This window comes from Pseudomonas fluorescens, from assembly GCF_902497785.1.
Classification (GTDB): domain Bacteria; phylum Pseudomonadota; class Gammaproteobacteria; order Pseudomonadales; family Pseudomonadaceae; genus Aquipseudomonas; species Aquipseudomonas fluorescens_BO.
Genome location: NZ_CABVHK010000003.1, coordinates 1 through 16,125, shown reverse-complemented (window position 1 = coordinate 16,125; position 16,125 = coordinate 1). Strand labels below are relative to the sequence as shown.

The 16,125-nt window shown below is 59.1% G+C and carries 18 protein-coding genes; 9 read left to right on the top strand and 9 right to left on the bottom strand.

The features are described from left to right. Positions 1-27: 27 nt before the first annotated feature. From F8N62_RS05100 to recX, 3 genes are all read left to right on the top strand, one after another. A complete protein-coding gene (locus F8N62_RS05100; protein WP_150709928.1) occupies positions 28-528 on the top strand; it encodes a CinA family protein in 501 nt (166 codons plus the stop codon). 83 nt (positions 529-611) lie between these two features. Continuing rightward, positions 612-1,664 carry a recombinase RecA gene (recA, locus tag F8N62_RS05095; protein ID WP_150709927.1) on the top strand — a complete coding sequence of 351 codons (1,053 nt, stop codon included), beginning with the start codon at positions 612-614 and terminating at the stop codon, positions 1,662-1,664. A gap of 8 nt (positions 1,665-1,672) precedes the next feature. Continuing rightward, complete coding sequence (gene recX, locus F8N62_RS05090) at positions 1,673-2,140, top strand: recombination regulator RecX (protein ID WP_150709926.1); 468 nt, start codon at positions 1,673-1,675, stop codon at positions 2,138-2,140. Positions 2,141-2,184: 44 nt separating this feature from the next. Here recX and F8N62_RS05085 read toward each other — a convergent pair whose 3' ends face one another. Further along, entirely contained in the window at positions 2,185-3,303 is a 1,119-nt protein-coding gene (locus F8N62_RS05085) for a TIGR00730 family Rossman fold protein (protein ID WP_150709925.1), read from the bottom strand. Positions 3,304-3,666: 363 nt separating this feature from the next. Here F8N62_RS05085 and F8N62_RS05080 point away from each other — a divergent pair, with 363 nt between their 5' ends. Then, positions 3,667-3,861: a hypothetical protein gene (locus F8N62_RS05080; RefSeq protein ID WP_008030018.1), complete on the top strand. Its 195-nt coding sequence runs from the start codon at positions 3,667-3,669 to the stop codon at positions 3,859-3,861. Position 3,862: 1 nt separating this feature from the next. Here the strand turns inward: F8N62_RS05080 and F8N62_RS05075 are convergent, their stop codons facing one another. Then, on the bottom strand, positions 3,863-4,288 hold the full coding sequence (locus tag F8N62_RS05075) for a PA3611 family quorum-sensing-regulated virulence factor (protein WP_150709924.1): 426 nt from the start codon (positions 4,286-4,288) through the stop codon (positions 3,863-3,865). A gap of 187 nt (positions 4,289-4,475) precedes the next feature. Between F8N62_RS05075 and F8N62_RS05070 the strand changes: the two genes are divergently transcribed. The 3 genes from F8N62_RS05070 to F8N62_RS05060 all read left to right on the top strand — a co-directional run bounded on the left by F8N62_RS05070 (position 4,476) and on the right by F8N62_RS05060 (position 6,527). Next, on the top strand, positions 4,476-5,219 hold the full coding sequence (locus tag F8N62_RS05070) for a tRNA-uridine aminocarboxypropyltransferase (protein WP_150709923.1): 744 nt from the start codon (positions 4,476-4,478) through the stop codon (positions 5,217-5,219). 221 nt (positions 5,220-5,440) lie between these two features. After that, the gene (gene erdR, locus F8N62_RS05065) at positions 5,441-6,091 is read left to right on the top strand and encodes a response regulator transcription factor ErdR (RefSeq protein WP_017336764.1); all 651 of its coding nucleotides are present in this window, start codon (positions 5,441-5,443) and stop codon (positions 6,089-6,091) included. Between the two features lie 73 nt (positions 6,092-6,164). Then, on the top strand, positions 6,165-6,527 hold the full coding sequence (locus F8N62_RS05060; protein WP_150709922.1) for a diacylglycerol kinase: 363 nt from the start codon (positions 6,165-6,167) through the stop codon (positions 6,525-6,527). Here F8N62_RS05060 and F8N62_RS05055 read toward each other — a convergent pair. Continuing rightward, complete coding sequence (locus tag F8N62_RS05055) at positions 6,524-7,450, bottom strand: LysR family transcriptional regulator (protein WP_150709921.1); 927 nt, start codon at positions 7,448-7,450, stop codon at positions 6,524-6,526. The genes F8N62_RS05060 and F8N62_RS05055 overlap by 4 nt on opposite strands. A gap of 139 nt (positions 7,451-7,589) precedes the next feature. Here F8N62_RS05055 and fpr point away from each other — a divergent pair, with 139 nt between their 5' ends. Next, entirely contained in the window at positions 7,590-8,369 is a 780-nt protein-coding gene (gene fpr, locus F8N62_RS05050; RefSeq protein WP_003443014.1) for a ferredoxin-NADP reductase, read from the top strand. A gap of 168 nt (positions 8,370-8,537) precedes the next feature. Here the strand turns inward: fpr and tsaA are convergent, their stop codons facing one another. The 6 genes from tsaA to rimO form a co-directional block, all read right to left on the bottom strand. Beyond that, entirely contained in the window at positions 8,538-9,239 is a 702-nt protein-coding gene (gene tsaA, locus F8N62_RS05045) for a tRNA (N6-threonylcarbamoyladenosine(37)-N6)-methyltransferase TrmO (RefSeq protein WP_150709920.1), read from the bottom strand. Between the two features lie 191 nt (positions 9,240-9,430). Next, positions 9,431-10,201, bottom strand: a complete 771-nt coding sequence (locus tag F8N62_RS05040) for an SDR family oxidoreductase (RefSeq protein ID WP_150709919.1) — start codon at positions 10,199-10,201, stop codon at positions 9,431-9,433. A 217-nt stretch (positions 10,202-10,418) separates the two neighbouring features. Beyond that, positions 10,419-10,889, bottom strand: a complete 471-nt coding sequence (locus F8N62_RS05035; protein WP_150709918.1) for a DUF1456 family protein — start codon at positions 10,887-10,889, stop codon at positions 10,419-10,421. A 75-nt stretch (positions 10,890-10,964) separates the two neighbouring features. Further along, positions 10,965-11,675, bottom strand: coding sequence for an rRNA pseudouridine synthase (locus F8N62_RS05030; RefSeq protein WP_150709917.1), 711 nt, complete (start codon positions 11,673-11,675; stop codon positions 10,965-10,967). 200 nt (positions 11,676-11,875) lie between these two features. Next, on the bottom strand, positions 11,876-12,349 hold the full coding sequence (locus F8N62_RS05025; RefSeq protein ID WP_150709916.1) for a GNAT family N-acetyltransferase: 474 nt from the start codon (positions 12,347-12,349) through the stop codon (positions 11,876-11,878). A gap of 113 nt (positions 12,350-12,462) precedes the next feature. Beyond that, entirely contained in the window at positions 12,463-13,800 is a 1,338-nt protein-coding gene (gene rimO / locus F8N62_RS05020; protein ID WP_150709915.1) for a 30S ribosomal protein S12 methylthiotransferase RimO, read from the bottom strand. A 291-nt stretch (positions 13,801-14,091) separates the two neighbouring features. Here rimO and F8N62_RS05010 point away from each other — a divergent pair, with 291 nt between their 5' ends. Then, positions 14,092-15,993: a potassium transporter Kup gene (locus F8N62_RS05010; protein ID WP_150709913.1), complete on the top strand. Its 1,902-nt coding sequence runs from the start codon at positions 14,092-14,094 to the stop codon at positions 15,991-15,993. Positions 15,994-16,125 lie beyond the last annotated feature (132 nt).

The window sequence follows — 16,125 nt, the reverse complement described above, 5'->3', positions numbered from 1 at the left end:
CTCATTCCGCTCGTTCAGGAGATCACCGTGAAAGAAATCACCCAACTGGCCGCTGAACTGGGCAGGCGCCTGCAAGTTCTCAACGCGCATGTCACGGCCGCCGAATCCTGTACCGGGGGCGGCATTTGCGAGGCCATCACGCGTATTCCGGGGAGTTCGGCATGGTTCGAAGCCGGTTATGTCACCTACTCCAATCGTCAGAAAGCTGAGCAGTTGAGCGTCCCGGTTGAATTGTTCGAGACGGTCGGGGCTGTCAGTCGCGAGGTGGTCGAGGCCATGGTGCGCGGTGCGCAGGAAAAAAGCCGGGCGCATTTTGGCGTGGCGGTCAGTGGCGTGGCGGGACCTGACGGCGGTTCACCGAACAAGCCGGTCGGCACGGTGTGGCTGGCCTGGGGCGTCGGCGAGCAGGTGTTCAGCGAGGTGCAGCACTTCCCTGGCAACCGTGACGAGGTTCGCCGACAAACGGTGAAGGCCGCGCTAGACGGGCTGCTTCGCCATGCTGCGGGAGAAATCTCAAATCAGGGGTAGGCGATCCTGAAACGCTGTGGAATAATACTGGCTACTTATACAGGTGTTGGCCGTCAGGCCTTATTGATTACGTGAGGACTTTAATGGACGACAACAAGAAGAAAGCCTTGGCTGCGGCCCTGGGTCAGATCGAACGTCAATTCGGCAAGGGTGCCGTAATGCGTATGGGCGATCAGGACCGTCAGGCGATCCCGGCTATCTCCACTGGCTCTCTGGGTCTGGACATCGCGCTCGGCATTGGCGGCCTGCCAAAAGGCCGTATCGTTGAAATCTACGGTCCTGAATCCTCCGGTAAAACCACGCTGACACTGTCGGTGATCGCCCAGGCTCAAAAAGCCGGCGCGACCTGTGCATTCGTCGACGCCGAACACGCCCTTGACCCTGAATACGCCGGCAAACTCGGCGTCAACGTCGACGACCTGCTGGTTTCCCAGCCGGACACCGGCGAGCAGGCTCTGGAAATCACCGACATGCTGGTGCGTTCCAACGCGGTTGACGTGATCATCGTCGACTCCGTAGCCGCCCTGGTTCCGAAGGCTGAAATCGAAGGCGAAATGGGTGACATGCACGTGGGCCTGCAAGCCCGTCTGATGTCCCAGGCGCTGCGTAAAATCACCGGTAACATCAAGAACGCCAACTGCCTGGTGATCTTCATCAACCAGATCCGCATGAAGATCGGCGTGATGTTCGGCAGCCCGGAAACCACCACCGGTGGTAACGCGTTGAAGTTCTACGCTTCGGTCCGTCTGGACATCCGTCGTACTGGCGCGGTGAAAGAAGGTGATGAAGTCGTCGGTAGCGAAACCCGCGTCAAGGTTGTGAAGAACAAGGTCGCTTCGCCGTTCCGTCAGGCTGAGTTCCAGATTCTTTACGGCAAGGGTATCTACCTCAACGGCGAGATGATCGATCTCGGCGTGCTGCACGGTTTCGTTGAGAAGTCCGGTGCCTGGTATGCCTACGAAGGCACCAAGATCGGTCAGGGCAAGGCGAACTCGGCCAAGTTCCTGGCAGACAACCCGGAAATCGCCAAGAAACTTGAGAAGCAGCTGCGCGACAAACTGCTGACTCCAGCGCCGGACGTTAAAGCATCGCCCGTCAAAGAGACGGCTGATGACCTGGCTGACGCTGACATCTGATTGATCCGATGACCGCCGTACTCGATACACTCGTCGCGGTGCGGCGAACCGCAATGGACCTGCTCGCGCGACGCGAGCACGGTCGAGTCGAGCTGACGCGTAAACTGCGTCAGCGCGGCGCCCTCCCTGAAATGATCGACACAGCACTCGACCGCTTGACGGAAGAGGGCCTGCTGTCTGAATCCCGTTACCTCGAAAGCTTCGTTTCCTACCGTGCCCGATCCGGTTACGGCCCTTTGCGCATTCGCGAAGAGTTGAGCCAGCGTGGCCTGCAACGCAGCGATATCGAACTCGCACTTCGCGAGAGCGGTATGAACTGGCAGGAGCAGCTGGAAGACACCTGGCGGCGCAAGTTTGCCGGGCATTTACCGATAGACGCCCGGGAACGCGCCAAACAAGGGCGGTTCCTCAGTTATCGGGGATATTCCATGGAAATGATCAGCCGGCTGTTCAGCGGCCGGGGACTGGATGATTAAACAAAAACGGCCCGCTATTTCGATAGCGGGCCGTTTTTTTTGCTTCACGTAACCTTGGATGGTTCCCGCGTGCGTTGCTGTGCCTGGGGTTGGGAATGCGCCCAGTTTTCCGCCAGGTTGATGTAGTCCACCAGTTCCCGCAGACGCCCATGATCACGGGCGTTGAAGGTGAAGGCCAGTCGTGCCAGATGACTGAACTGCGGGTCGTCGTGTTCTTCGCCGCTGTAGGCATGCTGATGAAAGTGATCGCTCAGGCACAGGTCGGCGAATGCTTTCTGCATGTGCTCGAGCGCGTCGTCGCTGAGCTTGTGGTTCATGCGGATCACGAATTGATGCTTGAGCCAGCGGCTGGAGTGGAAGTTGCTGTAGAACTGATTGATCTGTTCCACCGCTTCTTCGGCGCTGTAGACCAGGCTCACCAGCTTCATGTCGGTTGGCAGGATGTAGCGGTTTTCCTCCAGTTGATTGCGGATGAAGTCCAGCGCGCCTTGCCAGAACTTGCCACCCGGAGCGTCGAGAAGCACCACTGGCACCAGTGGGCTTTTACCGGTCTGAATCAGTGTCAGCACTTCCAATGCTTCGTCGAGCGTGCCGAAACCACCTGGGCAAAGGACCAGCGCATCGGCTTCCTTGACGAAGAATAACTTGCGGGTGAAGAAGAAGTGGAAGGGCAACAGATTGGTGGTGCCGTTCACAGTGGGGTTGGCGTGCTGCTCGAAAGGCAGGGTGATGTTGAATCCCAGGCTGTGTTCAAGGCCGGCACCTTCGTGAGCAGCTGCCATGATGCCGCCGCCGGCACCGGTGATGACCATCAGGTCCGAGCGCGCCAAAGCTGCGCCAAGTTCCCGGGCCAGGCCGTACAACGGGTGTTCGATCGGTGTACGGGCCGAGCCGAAGACAGTGACCTTGCGCCGCCCGCGAAACTGCTCGAGCACACGGAAGGCGTGCTCCAGTTCGCGCAGGGCTTGCAGGGTGATTTTGGCATTCCAGCGGTTGTGATCTTCCTGGGCCATGCGCAGCACGGTCAGGATCATGTCGCGGTAGATCGGGATGTTCGGGCTGTTGGGTGAAACAAGTTTGAGTTGTTCTTCGACCTTGGTGATGAGGTCGTGGCCGCTCTCTGCAAAATGGCGGCTCAGGAGGTCATTCGGTTGGTAAGGCATCAATTTCTCCTTCCATACAGGCTCTGGTTTCCCTGGGATGAGGAAACATTCGCATCAAAAACGCAAACCAGGCAGCCCCTTTTCTGCCCTGAAAAGTGAACGAGAACTCTATGAATCTAGACCCTTGCGGAGAAGTTCGCTGACTTGATGATTGCGCCGCAAAGTCTTTGCTGGCAACCGGTTATTGACGATATGCAAGGTGATTTCACCGCTCGTCTGAACGCACGCCGAGCTTCTGCCACTCTGATTTACTGAGTTACAGGCGTCACACGAGAAATTTGCGTCTAAGGCAAGGCGCACGGCACAAGCGGTTCAAGGATTTTATCGCTCAAGCAAGGGCGAGGTGCAAGGAGGCGGGATGCTATGGCCAGAGTCATTCTGGAGATCGATACGCAACTGTATCGATTACTGAAGTCATCAGCCGAGACCAATCATTTGAGTCTCGAAGAGGAGTGCTGCCGACGTCTGGAGGGCGCCGAGCGCCGCTCTCGATACTTGCAGGCGCTGTTGGCAGAATTGCGCGCCGAGGATGAACAGCGGCGCGCCAATTCCCATTGAATTACTTCTTCTTCGCTGGCGTGGCTTTCGGGCAATCCGATTCCTGGAAACTGGCAGAGCCGACCGCGCGATTGGTCTTCACTTCGGTGAAGTCGTAGCGCATTACCGCTCCCTTCTTCATCAGCTTGCGAAAACCCTCGTTTCTGCAGACCGAAGCGCCGAGCTGGAAGTACACCGCTTTCGGGTCTTCGCGCATCTTGTTGGCATGGCTGCTTTGCACGCTGAGGTGGTTGATCAGCACATTACCTTCAACGGTGTAGCCTTGATCAAGAATGTCTTCGTTGATCGCCCGCGGAGTGCCAGCGCTGCTTTGTGCGGCGACGTTTCGCAGCTCTCTGTTCAGATTCTGTTCACTCAGGGATGCAGCCTGAGCGCTGAAGGACGACACCAGTAGAATGGCAGCGGTGGGAACGATAAGGCGCAGCATGAAACTCTCCTGGTTCAGTGACTGGTGGTTCGACCCGTCACATGACTGTGCGTTCATTGGCGGCGAATTATAGGGGAGCTGGTCTGGACGGTACAGGCTTGCGCCGGATGCTCTGGTAAACTGCCGCCTCTTTATTGTCCCGAGTGATAGTCGTGTCGAGTTTCCCCGTCTGCCGGCGTTGCCCACAATGACCCATGCCCCCAACGCTGTCGCGCGCCTTCGTGATCAACGTGAAGAAGAAGGCATCAAGCCGATTCAGGCCCGTGGCTGGCGGGCCACCCGTTGCCGGGCGTGCCGGGTGATCGAGAGCCACTGCCTGTGCGCCTGGCGCCCGCAGGTCGAAACCCGTTCCGGGGTGTGCCTGATCATGACCAACAAGGAAGTGTTCAAGCCGAGCAACACCGGGTGGCTGATCGCTGACGTGGTGCGCGACAACCATGCGTTCATCTGGTCGCGCACGGAAACTGACCCCCAGCTGTTGGCGTTGCTGGCCGATCCGCAATGGCAGCCTTATCTGGTATTTCCGGGCGAGTACGTTGAACCGCAGCGGGTCACCCACACAGTCGACGTTGATAGCACCAAGCGACCGCTGTTCATTCTGCTGGACGCGACCTGGACCGAAGCCCGGAAGATTTTCCGTAAAAGTCCGTATTTCGATGCTTTGCCGATCCTCAGCCTGTTGCCCGAAAAATTGTCACGCTATCGGCTACGCCGGTCGACCCGCAGCGAACATTTGTGCACCGCTGAAGTGGCGGCCCTGTGCCTTGATCTGGCGGGCGATGTCGAGGCTGCGTCGGCACTGGACGCTTATTTTGACGTGTTCAGCCAGCATTACCTCGATGCCAAGCATCAGCTGGACATGAACGTTGCAACACCGGCGCATGCCGAGCTGATGCCGTTCGTGCAGAAAACGCTCGTCGTCACGGCCTGATTGTCGCCCATACTGCAAAGATCTGTAGCAGCCAGGCACCTTGACCACCCCGGCTTCGCTGGGCATGCTTGGCGCCGATTGGGGCGCGGCCGAAATTTGATACGCCGCATGCTTGCATGGACAGCTATGTAAATAGCGCCGTGATTGGCGTTGAACGTGCCCCGTTGGTGCAGCTTCGTGGCTGTACCTCGAGTTGTTAGAAAAACAGGATCATTAGAAAAATGGCCACATACGAAATCCTGATTGCCGATGACCACCCTCTTTTTCGTAGCGCCTTGCATCAAGCCTTGACCCTGGGCCTTGGGCCTGATGTCCGTCTGGTCGAAGTAGCGAGCATTGCCGAGCTGGAAACCCGTCTGGACGAGAAGTCCGATTGGGACCTGGTGTTGCTGGACCTGAACATGCCGGGGGCCTATGGGTTTTCCGGGTTGGTGCTGTTGCGCGGTCAGTACCCGCAGATTCCGGTGGTGATGGTCTCGGCCCAGGAAGAAGCCTCGATCATGGTCAAGTCCCGTGAGTTTGGCGCCAGCGGGTTCATTCCCAAATCCAGTGACTTGAGCGTGATCCAGAAAGCCGTCCGGGCGGTGCTCGATGGCGATGTGTTCTGGCCGCCGCAGGCGTTTGAAGCGGTCAGCGTGTCCGACGAAGCCAAGGCCGCCAGCGAAGGCCTTGCCAGCCTGACCCCCCAGCAGTTCCGGGTGTTGACCATGGTCTGCGAAGGCTTGCTGAACAAGCAGATTGCCTACGAGTTGAGCGTGTCGGAAGCGACGATCAAGGCCCACGTCACGGCGATTTTCCGCAAGCTGAATGTGCGGACCCGGACTCAGGCGGCGTTGCTGCTGCAACAACTTGAGTCAATTTCAAGTCACTGAGGGTGGCGTCTTCACGCTTTTTTGACTTGGGTTGATCTAGCTTTCCCACTCTTTTTTGGTCAGTTGCCATTCTATGTCCCCTTTCAAAGGCCAGACCGGCCTGAAACGCATCCTCAACGCCTCTGGATATTCGCTGGATGGCCTGCGCGCCGCCTTCACCGGCGAAGCGGCTTTTCGGCAACTGGTGTTGCTCAATGTAATCCTGATTCCGATTTCGTTCTTTTTGAACGTCAGCCGCGTCGAGCAGGCGTTGCTGATCGCCGTCTGTCTGTTGGCCTTGATCGTCGAGTTGCTCAACTCGGCGGTGGAAGCGGCGATTGACCGCATTTCCCTTGAATTGCACCCGCTGTCCAAGAACGCCAAGGACATGGGCAGCGCCGCGCAATTCGTGGCCTTGACCCTGATCGCGCTGGTGTGGGCGGTGATCCTGCTTTAAGCGATGGTGGGCAGCACGATTTCGTCGCTGCGCTGAACTCCGGCGGTGAAGGCGCGACACAGGTCGAGGAATTCACGCATCGCCGGCGTCTGGAATTTCTGTTTGTGCCAGATGAAATAAAACTGCCGCGCCAAGTCCAGATCCGGTGTTTCCACCGGTACCAGGCTGCCGCGACGGAACGCGTCGCGCAGCGCCAGCCGCGAAATGCAGCCAATCCCCAATCCCGATTCGACCGCGCGCTTGATGGCCTCGGTGTGCTCCAGTTCCAGGCGGATATTCAACGCGCTGCGATGGTGACGCATGGCCTGATCAAACGTCAGCCGCGTTCCGGAGCCTTGTTCCCGCAGGATCCACGCTTCATGACTCAGCTCATCCATGCTCGCCGTGCCGCGAATCGCCAGTGGATGCTGTGGCGCGCAGAACACCACCAGTTCATCCTCGACCCAGCTCTGCACCTCGATGTCGGGGTGGCTGCAATCGCCCTCGATTAGACCCAGATCAATTTCATAGTGAGCAACTTGTTGCACGATGTTGGCAGTGTTCTGCACGTGCAGCTTCACCTGGCTTTCCGGATGGCGCTGCATGAAGCTGCCGATCAACAGGGTGGCGAGGTAATTGCCGATGGTCAGGGTCGCGCCGACCGCCAGAGAACCGAAGCCGGACTTGCCGTTGAGCAAGTTTTCGATTTCCTTTGCCTGATCGAGCAATGCCACGGCTTGTGGCAAGAGCTGTTTGCCGAGCGCGTTGAGGCTCAGCCGTTTACCGGCGCGGTCGAACAGCTGACAGCTGGACTGGCGCTCGAGTTCGGTGATCGAGGTGCTTGCCGCCGATTGCGAGAGGTTGAGCAGACCCGCGGCACGGGATACGCTTTCCTGCTGGGCAACGGCAACGAAGACTTGAAGTTGACGGAGAGTAAATCGCATATCTATATAACCGATAACCCTTATCTTAATAATCCATTTAACAGATATTGTCGCTGCCATTAGAATGCGATGCAATTGCGCACAGCTGGTTTTCTTTTCGCAGAACCCGCGCAGACCCATCTCCAGGAGTCCCACGTACATGAGCAACATGAACCACGAGCGTGTCCTCAGTGTTCACCACTGGAACGACACTCTGTTCAGCTTCAAGTGCACCCGCGACCCGGGCCTGCGCTTCGAGAACGGTCAGTTCGTGATGATCGGCCTGCAACAGCCCAATGGCCGCCCGCTTATGCGCGCTTACTCGATTGCCAGCCCGAACTGGGAAGAGCATCTCGAGTTCTTCAGCATCAAGGTGCCTGATGGCCCGTTGACTTCCCAGCTGCAGCATCTGAAGGAAGGCGACGAGATCATCATCAGCAAGAAGCCTACCGGCACGCTGGTACTGGACGACTTGAAGCCTGGCAAACATTTGTACCTGCTCAGCACCGGTACCGGTCTGGCGCCGTTCATGAGCGTCATCCAGGACCCGGAAACCTACGAGCGTTTCGAAAAAGTGATCCTGTGCCACGGCGTACGTTACGTCAACGAAGTCGCCTACCGCGAATTCATCACCGAGCACTTGCCGCAGAACGAGTTCTTCGGCGAGGCCCTGCGTGACAAGTTGATCTACTACCCGACGGTGACCCGCGAGCCGTTCGAGAACGAAGGCCGCCTGACGGACCTGATGCGCAGCGGCAAGCTGTTCAGCGATATCGGCCTGCCGCCGATCAACCCGCAGGACGACCGCGCCATGCTGTGCGGCAGCCCGAGCATGCTCGACGAAACCAGCGAAGTGTTGAACAGCTTCGGCCTGAAAGTTTCGCCACGGATGCGCGAGCCGGGTGATTACCTGATCGAGCGTGCGTTCGTCGAGAAGTAAGCGCACCGCACCACTGAAAAGCCCCCATTGCCTTAACCGGTAATGGGGGCTTTTTTGTGCTTGCCACAATCCTTGTAGGAGCTGCCGAGTGAAACGAGGCTGCGATCTTTTGATCTTGTTTTTAAAAGCAACATCAAAAGATCGCAGCCTCGTTTCACTCGACAGCTCCTACAGGTTGGAGGCTGGGATGACTTCCAGAACGCGGATCAGCTCCGGTGTCGGGTAATGCCAGCGCACATCCACATCCCAGAACTGCGCCCCATACTCGCGCTCCGGCGTCGGTGTCTGATACGCCGGCCTTGGGTCTTGCGCCAGACACTGCTCAATCAGCTCGACCAGCGGTTCTTCAAGGCGCTGAGCGTGCTCGTGCGCCTGCTGCAGCGCCGAATCCGTCCACTGCACGGCAATCAATTGCGGCGCAGCGCTGGCGATGCTGTTTGACGCCGTGTCGATGATGTCGGCGTAGGGCACATAGGGTTTGATGTCGAGAACTGGCGTGCCATCCAGCAAATCGATGCCGGATATCCACAAGCGACCGGCTTCAACCTTGTCGAGTTTCACCACGGACTGGCCGATGCCATTGGGCCGGTGCGTGGCGCGGGTGGCGAACACGCCCATGGATTTATTACCACCAAGGCGAGGAGGGCGGACTTTCAGGCGCGGCTTCTCTTCCAGGGCCTGATGAAACAGGAACAGCAGCCAGACGTGGCTGACCTGTTCCAGGCCTTGCACCGCATCCCCCTGATCAAACGGCGCCACCAGTTCCAGCACACCGCGCGCGGCGGGCGCCAATTGCGGCTGGCGCGGGATGGCGAACTTCTCCTTGAAGCAGGAGCGCACGAAGCCGATGGGGGAAACGCTGTAGGTCATGGTGTGGAGTCGAGCCAGGAATGAGGGCGGATATGATAGCCCATGCGCACACTGTGGCGAGGGAGCTTGCTCCCGCTGGGGCGCGAAGCGCCCCCAACACCTTCACCGAGTTTCTCCAGTGGAAACTCGGTGGTCTGGGCGGTTGCTTCGCAACCGAGCGGGAGCAAGCTCCCTCGCCACAAAAGCGGATATCAGAGACTGAACCCACCATCCAGCGGGATAATATTCCCGGTCATGTACGCCCCGGCCGTACTCGCCAGGCTGATCGCCAGCGCCGCCATTTCTTCCTCCCGTCCCCAGCGCTTCATCGGAATCAACGCCGTATCCTCAGCCAACGCCTGCTCATCATTGCCGATGTGCTGGGTCATTTTGCTCGGAAAGCGCCCGGGCGCGATCACGTTGACGTTGATGTGCTGGGTCACCAGTTCCCGCGCGAGAATCCGCGACAATTGATGCAGGGCAGCTTTACTCGGCCCGTAGGCATAAGCCTGCTCGCCGAAGGAAGAAATCCCCGCTACCGAACCGATATTGATAATCCGCGCCGGGTTCGCCGCCGAACCGGCTTTCTTCAGCAGCGGCAAGAACTGCTGAATGCAGTTAAACACCGACGTCACGTTGAGCTGCATGACCTTTTCCCAGCCCTTCACCGGATAGCTTTCCAGCGGCGCGCCCCAGGTGGTGCCGGCGTTGTTGACCAGAATATCCAGATGGGTGATCTGCTCGCCCAGGCGCTTGGCCAGTTGCAGCACACCTTCTTCAGCCGCCAGATTGGCGGCCACCCCGTGGCAACGCCCGAATGCGCTCAATTCGTCAGCCGTTTGCCGACAGGCTTCGGCGTCACGGGCGCAGACGTACACGGTAGCCCCGGCCTCGACGTAGGCCTTGGCGATCATTTTGCCGATACCACGGGTGCCGCCGGTCACCAGAGCGGTGCGGCCTTGCAGGGAAAAGTACGGGTGCATGGCGAATCCTGAGAGCTGAGGGTCTTTACACCCTAGTCGTCAGTCGCGGAAAGCGGAGCCACTATTTTTGCGAGGAATGGGGGGCCATACGGAGCTGTAGGAGCCGTAGGACTGTAGGAGCTGTCGAGTGCAACGAGGCTGCGATCTTTTTGGACATTTGAGATCAAAAGATCGCAGCCTCGTTGCACTCGACAGCTCCTACGGTCCTACATCGGCGTTACTGTGGGCGAACGCGCAGGGTCAGGCCCTTGAGGAAGTTGCGCAGCAACTGGTCGCCGCACGGACGGTAGTTGGTGTGGCCGAACTTGCGAAACAGCGCGCTCAGCTCAGGCTTGGACACCGGGAACTCGGCGGCCTTGAGGATCGCGTGCATGTCGTCTTCCTTCAGTTCGAAGGCCACACGCAGTTTCTTGAGGATGATGTTGTTGGTCACCGGCACTTCGATCGGCTGCGGCGGACGGCTTTCGTCCTTGCCGCGCTTGAAGGTCACCAGGCCGTCGAGGAAATGCGCCATGACTTCGTCCGGGCAGCGCACGAAGCCTTCTTCGTCTTCCTCTTTCTTGTCGAGGTAGGTCACCAGGTCTTCCAGGGACACATCCATGCCGCCGAGTTTGATGATCTCGATGACTTTCTTGTCGCTGATGTCGAGCATGTAGCGCACGCTGCGCAGTACGTCGTTATGAATCATGGTGTGCAATCCTGATATTCAGCAGTGGGCGCCGCATAAGCAGCGGCGCCGAAATGTGTGGCGGCGTGAAAAGTCTTAGAACTTCTCTTTGCCGGACAGGTAGCGCCATTGCCCCAACGGCACTTTGCCGATGGACACGCCGCCGATGCGGATGCGGCGGATGGCGACGACCTTCAGGCCGACGGCCTGGCAGAACAGGGCGATCACGCCCGGTTGTGGGTTCTTCATCGCAAAGCGCAGACGGTTTTCGTTCTGCCAGCTGGCTTTCACCGGTGGCAGCTCTTTGCCTTTGTAGGTCAGGCCGTGGTTCAGGCGATTGAGCCCGTGAGCCACCATGTCGCCTTCAACTTCGACCACATATTCCTGCTCGATCTTCGCCGAATCGGCGGTCAGTTTGCGCAGGATTTTCCAGTCCTGGGTGAACACCAGCAGACCGCTGGCGTTGGCCTGCAGGTCGGTGCTGGCGGTCAGGCGCAGGAAATGGCCCTTGAGCGGGCGTTTGCTGAAGCGGTGTTCTTCGCTCAGGGTGTCGGCGCTGATGGTGGCCATGGCCGTTTCCGCGTCCATGCCTGCCGCCACGTTGAACAGGATGGTCACAGGCTCTGGCGCGGTGGCCTTGGCTTCTGGGTCAAGTTCGACTTTCTGGGCGTCGACCTTGAACTGCGGCTCGTCGATGACTTCGCCGTCCACGGTGACCCAGCCGCCCTCGATGAACAGCTCAGCCTCCCGACGGGAACAGCCGACGAGTTCGATGAGGCGTTTGGAGAGACGAATCGGGTCAGTCATGACAGGGCCGTAACAAAAAAGGGGTGAGCATTGTACCTGCTAGGCGCGGGTTAATCGCGGGTCCATTTCAGTACGCTGCATTTTGTAGGAGCTGGCTTGCCTGCGATGGATCCACAGCCACCGCGTTTTATCCTGAAAGGGCGCGTTATCGTTCGCGACCATCGCTAGCAAGCTAGCTCCTACAGTGGGTCTGTGGTGTTTCAACCATTGCGCGTCAGTTGTTGCGCCTGGCGCAAACGCATATGCAGTAACGGGTAAGGCTGCCCCATGCCGTCGTGCTCGGTGCGACCGATGATCTCGAAGCCCTGTTGCAGGTAGAACCCCAGCGCCTGCGGGTTCTGTTCGTTGACGTCCAGTTCATCGGCGTTCAGGTGTTCCATGGCATAGCGCAGTAACAATTTACCCAGACCCTGACCGCGATGAGCGGGGTCGATGAAGAGCATTTCGATCTTGCCCGCCGCGACGCCGGCGAACCCGGTGATGCGCTGGCGCGAGTCTTTGGTGCAGATCAGCATCACCGCGTCGAGGTAACGGGTCAGCACCAGGTTCTTCAACAATTCGATGTAGCTGTCCGGCAGAAAGTCATGGGTGGCGCGCACCGAAGCTTCCCAGACTTGCGTGAGTTCCTGATAGTCACTGTGTTTCGGCGTGTGGATGACCGAGTGTTGGCGCATGGCCGGCTGCCCCTTTTGCAATGGAATGTGCGAGTCCTTTCTCACCTGAAACGATAGCCGTAAAAAAGCCCCGCATCTCGTCAAGAGAGCAGGGCTTTTTGTATTTTTTGCGTTTAGATCTGTTCAGCCCACAGGTCGTACTCGTCGGCGTCAGTCACTTTGCACCAGACCTTGTCGCCCGGCTTCAGGTTGCTGCCGTTGTCGATGAATACGTTACCGTCGATTTCCGGAGCATCGAAGAAGCAGCGGCCAACGGCGCCTTGCTCATCGACTTCGTCGACCAGCACTTCGATTTCACGGCCGACACGCAGTTGCAGACGCGCCGAGCTGATGGCCTGTTGATGCGCCATGAAGCGGTCCCAACGGTCCTGCTTGACCTCGTCCGGCACGATCTCCAGGTCGAGATCGTTGGCCGGGGCGCCTTCGACCGGCGAGTACTGGAAGCAGCCGACACGGTCGAGCTGGGCTTCGGTCAGCCAATTCAGCAGGTACTGGAAGTCTTCTTCGGTTTCGCCGGGGAAGCCGACGATGAAGGTCGAACGGATGATCAGGTCCGGGCAGATCTCGCGCCAGTTCTTGATCCGCGCCAGGGTCTTGTCTTCGAACGCCGGGCGTTTCATCGACTTCAGGACTTTCGGGCTGGCGTGCTGGAACGGGATGTCCAGGTACGGCAGGATTTTCCCGGCGGCCATCAGCGGAATCAGTTCGTCAACGTGCGGGTACGGGTAAACGTAGTGCAGGCGTACCCAGACGCCGAGGGTGCTCAGGGCTTCGCAGAGTTCGGTCATGCGGGTTTTCACCGGCATGCCGTTCCAGAAACCGGTGCGGTATTTCACATCGACGCCGTAGGCGCTGGTGTCTTGCGAGATCACCAACAGCTCTTTGACGCCGGACTTGACCAGGCGCTGGGCTTCGTCGAGCACGTCGCCGACCGGACGGCTGACCAGCTTGCCGCGCATCGACGGAATGATGCAGAAGCTGCAGCTGTGGTTGCAGCCTTCGGAAATCTTCAGGTACGCGTAGTGGCGCGGGGTCAGCTTGATGCCTTGCGGCGGCACCAGGTCGATCAGCGGGTTGTGATCCTTGCGCGGCGGCACGACGTCGTGCACGGCGTTGACCACTTGCTCGTACTGCTGCGGACCGGTCACGGCCAGCACGCTCGGGTGCACGTTGCGGATGGTGCCTTCTTCCACGCCCATGCAGCCAGTGACGATGACCTTGCCGTTTTCCTTGATGGCTTCGCCGATCACTTCCAGGGACTCAGCCTTGGCCGAGTCGATGAAACCGCAGGTGTTGACCACCACGACGTCGGCGTCCTGATAGGTGGACACAACGTCATAACCTTCCATGCGCAGCTGGGTAAGGATGCGCTCGGAGTCTACGAGCGCCTTCGGGCAGCCCAGGGATACGAAGCCAACTTTTGGATTGGCCGGCGCAGGAGTGGTGGACATGTCTAACCTCGGTGTTTGTGACGCCTCCAGCCGCAAACGGGCAAGGCGACAATCGGACGCTTTTGCTGCGCCTCTGATCAAAAAGTGCGCAATTCTAGCGGTGACCAACGCACTTGACCAGCTTTATGCAGGGAAATACGACGAGTGCTGCGCTATGCTTCGCGCCGTTGGGCATTACCGATTTTTTACAGTCAACAAAACGTCTGTAACGTCATGTAAAACAGCGCATGCTGCGTGCAAAGCATAGTGCTTCTTTTTAAAGAAGTCCGGTCTGGGTAACGGGAGTGTTGGATGGGTCAGGCAAGTAGTCAGGCTGCGGATACCGAGCATTCGGCGGCGAAGCCGATCGGCATGCTGGTCGCGGCGGTCGGGGTGGTTTATGGCGATATCGGCACCAGCCCGCTGTACACCCTCAAAGAAGTGTTCTCCGGCGGCTATGGCGTGCCGGTCAACCATGACGGCGTGTTGGGCATCCTGGCGCTGATCTTCTGGTCGCTGATCTGGGTGGTCTCGATCAAGTACATGATGTTTGTCCTGCGCGCCGACAACCAGGGTGAAGGCGGGATCATGGCGTTGACCGCGCTTGCGCGGCGGGCAGCGGCGGGGCACAAGAGATTGCGCACCTTGCTGGTGGTCTGCGGGCTGATCGGCGCGGCGCTGTTCTACGGCGACAGCATGATCACCCCGGCGATTTCCGTGCTCTCGGCGATTGAGGGCCTGGGGCTGGCCTTCGATGGCATCGACCATTGGGTGGTGCCGCTGTCGCTGATCGTGCTGGTGGCGCTGTTTTTGATTCAGCGTCACGGCACCGCGCGCATCGGCATCCTGTTCGGGCCGATCATGGTTACATGGTTTGTGGTACTGGGTGCGCTGGGCGTCTACGGCATCCTGCAACACCCGGAAGTGTTGCAAGCGATGAACCCGGCCTGGGGCGTGCGTTTCTTCATTGTTCACCCGGGCATGGGCGTGGCGATTCTTGGCGCGGTGGTGCTGGCGTTGACCGGCGCCGAAGCGCTGTACGCCGACATGGGCCACTTCGGGCGCAAGCCGATCGCCCGCGCCTGGTTCATCCTCGTGCTGCCGGCGCTGGTGCTCAACTACTTTGGCCAGGGTGCGTTGTTGCTCGGCGATCCGGAAGCGGCGCGCAACCCGTTTTATCTGTTGGCGCCAAGTTGGGCGTTGATTCCGCTGGTCGGCCTGTCGACCCTGGCCACAGTGATCGCTTCGCAAGCGGTGATTTCCGGTGCGTTCTCCCTGACCCGTCAGGCGATCCAGCTCGGCTACATTCCGCGCATGCACATCCAGCACACCTCCAGTGCCGAACAGGGCCAGATCTACATCGGCGCGGTGAACTGGGCATTGATGGTGGGCGTGATCCTGCTGGTGATCGGCTTCGAATCCTCCGGCGCCTTGGCCTCTGCCTATGGCGTGGCGGTGACCGGCACGATGCTGATGACCACCATTCTGGTGTCGGCGGTGATGTTGTTGCTGTGGAAATGGCCACCGATCCTCGCGGTGCCGGTATTGCTCGGCTTCCTGCTGGTGGACGGTCTGTACTTCGCCGCCAACGTGCCGAAAATCGTTCAGGGCGGGGCCTTCCCGGTGATCGCCGGTATTGCGCTGTTTGTGTTGATGACCACCTGGAAACGCGGCAAACAGTTGCTGGTGGAACGCATGGACGAAGGGGGGCTGCCACTGCCGATTTTCATCAGCAGCATCGCCGTCCAACCGCCGCATCGCGTCCAGGGCACCGCCGTGTTCCTCACCGCCCGCCCGGACGCTGTGCCTCATGCGTTGTTGCACAACCTGTTGCATAACCAGGTGTTACACGAACAGGTGGTGCTGCTGACGGTGGTCTATGAAGACATCCCCCGAGTGCCGCCAACACGGCGCTTCGAGGTCGAGTCCCACGGCGAAGGGTTCTTCCGGGTGATCCTGCACTTCGGCTTCGTCGACGAACCGGACGTGCCGCAGGCCTTGAAGTTGTGTCATCTCGATGACCTGGACTTCAGCCCGATGCGCACCACCTACTTCCTCAGCCGCGAGACGGTGATTGCCTCCAAGCTTGAAGGCATGGCCCGCTGGCGCGAGGCGTTGTTCGCCTTCATGTTGAAAAACGCCAATGGCAATTTGCGCTTCTTTAATCTGCCGCTGAACCGGGTGATTGAGTTGGGGACGCAGGTCGAGATGTAAGCCCGCGACATCAAAAAGCCCTCGTTGCCGTAAAGGCGGCGGGGGCTTTTTATTGTCTGGCTCTTACTCCGAGCCAGCACAGATCCCTGTGGGAGCGGGCTTGGTCTGGGCGGCATTCCGACGATGAGGCCG

Excerpts from the sequence above, each read along its gene's own strand:
- F8N62_RS05070 (WP_150709923.1), top strand. The coding sequence starts at position 4,476 with ATGACCCATGCCCCCAACGCTGTCGCGCGCCTTCGTGATCAACGTGAA.
- F8N62_RS05040 (WP_150709919.1), bottom strand. The coding sequence starts at position 10,201 with ATGCACCCGTACTTTTCCCTGCAAGGCCGCACCGCTCTGGTGACCGGC.
- tsaA (WP_150709920.1), bottom strand. The coding sequence starts at position 9,239 with ATGACCTACAGCGTTTCCCCCATCGGCTTCGTGCGCTCCTGCTTCAAG.
- erdR (WP_017336764.1), top strand. The coding sequence starts at position 5,441 with ATGGCCACATACGAAATCCTGATTGCCGATGACCACCCTCTTTTTCGT.
- F8N62_RS05060 (WP_150709922.1), top strand. The coding sequence starts at position 6,165 with ATGTCCCCTTTCAAAGGCCAGACCGGCCTGAAACGCATCCTCAACGCC.
- fpr (WP_003443014.1), top strand. The coding sequence starts at position 7,590 with ATGAGCAACATGAACCACGAGCGTGTCCTCAGTGTTCACCACTGGAAC.
- F8N62_RS05055 (WP_150709921.1), bottom strand. The coding sequence starts at position 7,450 with ATGCGATTTACTCTCCGTCAACTTCAAGTCTTCGTTGCCGTTGCCCAG.
- F8N62_RS05025 (WP_150709916.1), bottom strand. The coding sequence starts at position 12,349 with ATGCGCCAACACTCGGTCATCCACACGCCGAAACACAGTGACTATCAG.
- F8N62_RS05030 (WP_150709917.1), bottom strand. The coding sequence starts at position 11,675 with ATGACTGACCCGATTCGTCTCTCCAAACGCCTCATCGAACTCGTCGGC.
- F8N62_RS05085 (WP_150709925.1), bottom strand. The coding sequence starts at position 3,303 with ATGCCTTACCAACCGAATGACCTCCTGAGCCGCCATTTTGCAGAGAGC.
- recX (WP_150709926.1), top strand. The coding sequence starts at position 1,673 with ATGACCGCCGTACTCGATACACTCGTCGCGGTGCGGCGAACCGCAATG.
- F8N62_RS05075 (WP_150709924.1), bottom strand. The coding sequence starts at position 4,288 with ATGCTGCGCCTTATCGTTCCCACCGCTGCCATTCTACTGGTGTCGTCC.
- F8N62_RS05010 (WP_150709913.1), top strand. The coding sequence starts at position 14,092 with ATGGGTCAGGCAAGTAGTCAGGCTGCGGATACCGAGCATTCGGCGGCG.
- F8N62_RS05080 (WP_008030018.1), top strand. The coding sequence starts at position 3,667 with ATGGCCAGAGTCATTCTGGAGATCGATACGCAACTGTATCGATTACTG.
- F8N62_RS05035 (WP_150709918.1), bottom strand. The coding sequence starts at position 10,889 with ATGATTCATAACGACGTACTGCGCAGCGTGCGCTACATGCTCGACATC.
- rimO (WP_150709915.1), bottom strand. The coding sequence starts at position 13,800 with ATGTCCACCACTCCTGCGCCGGCCAATCCAAAAGTTGGCTTCGTATCC.
- recA (WP_150709927.1), top strand. The coding sequence starts at position 612 with ATGGACGACAACAAGAAGAAAGCCTTGGCTGCGGCCCTGGGTCAGATC.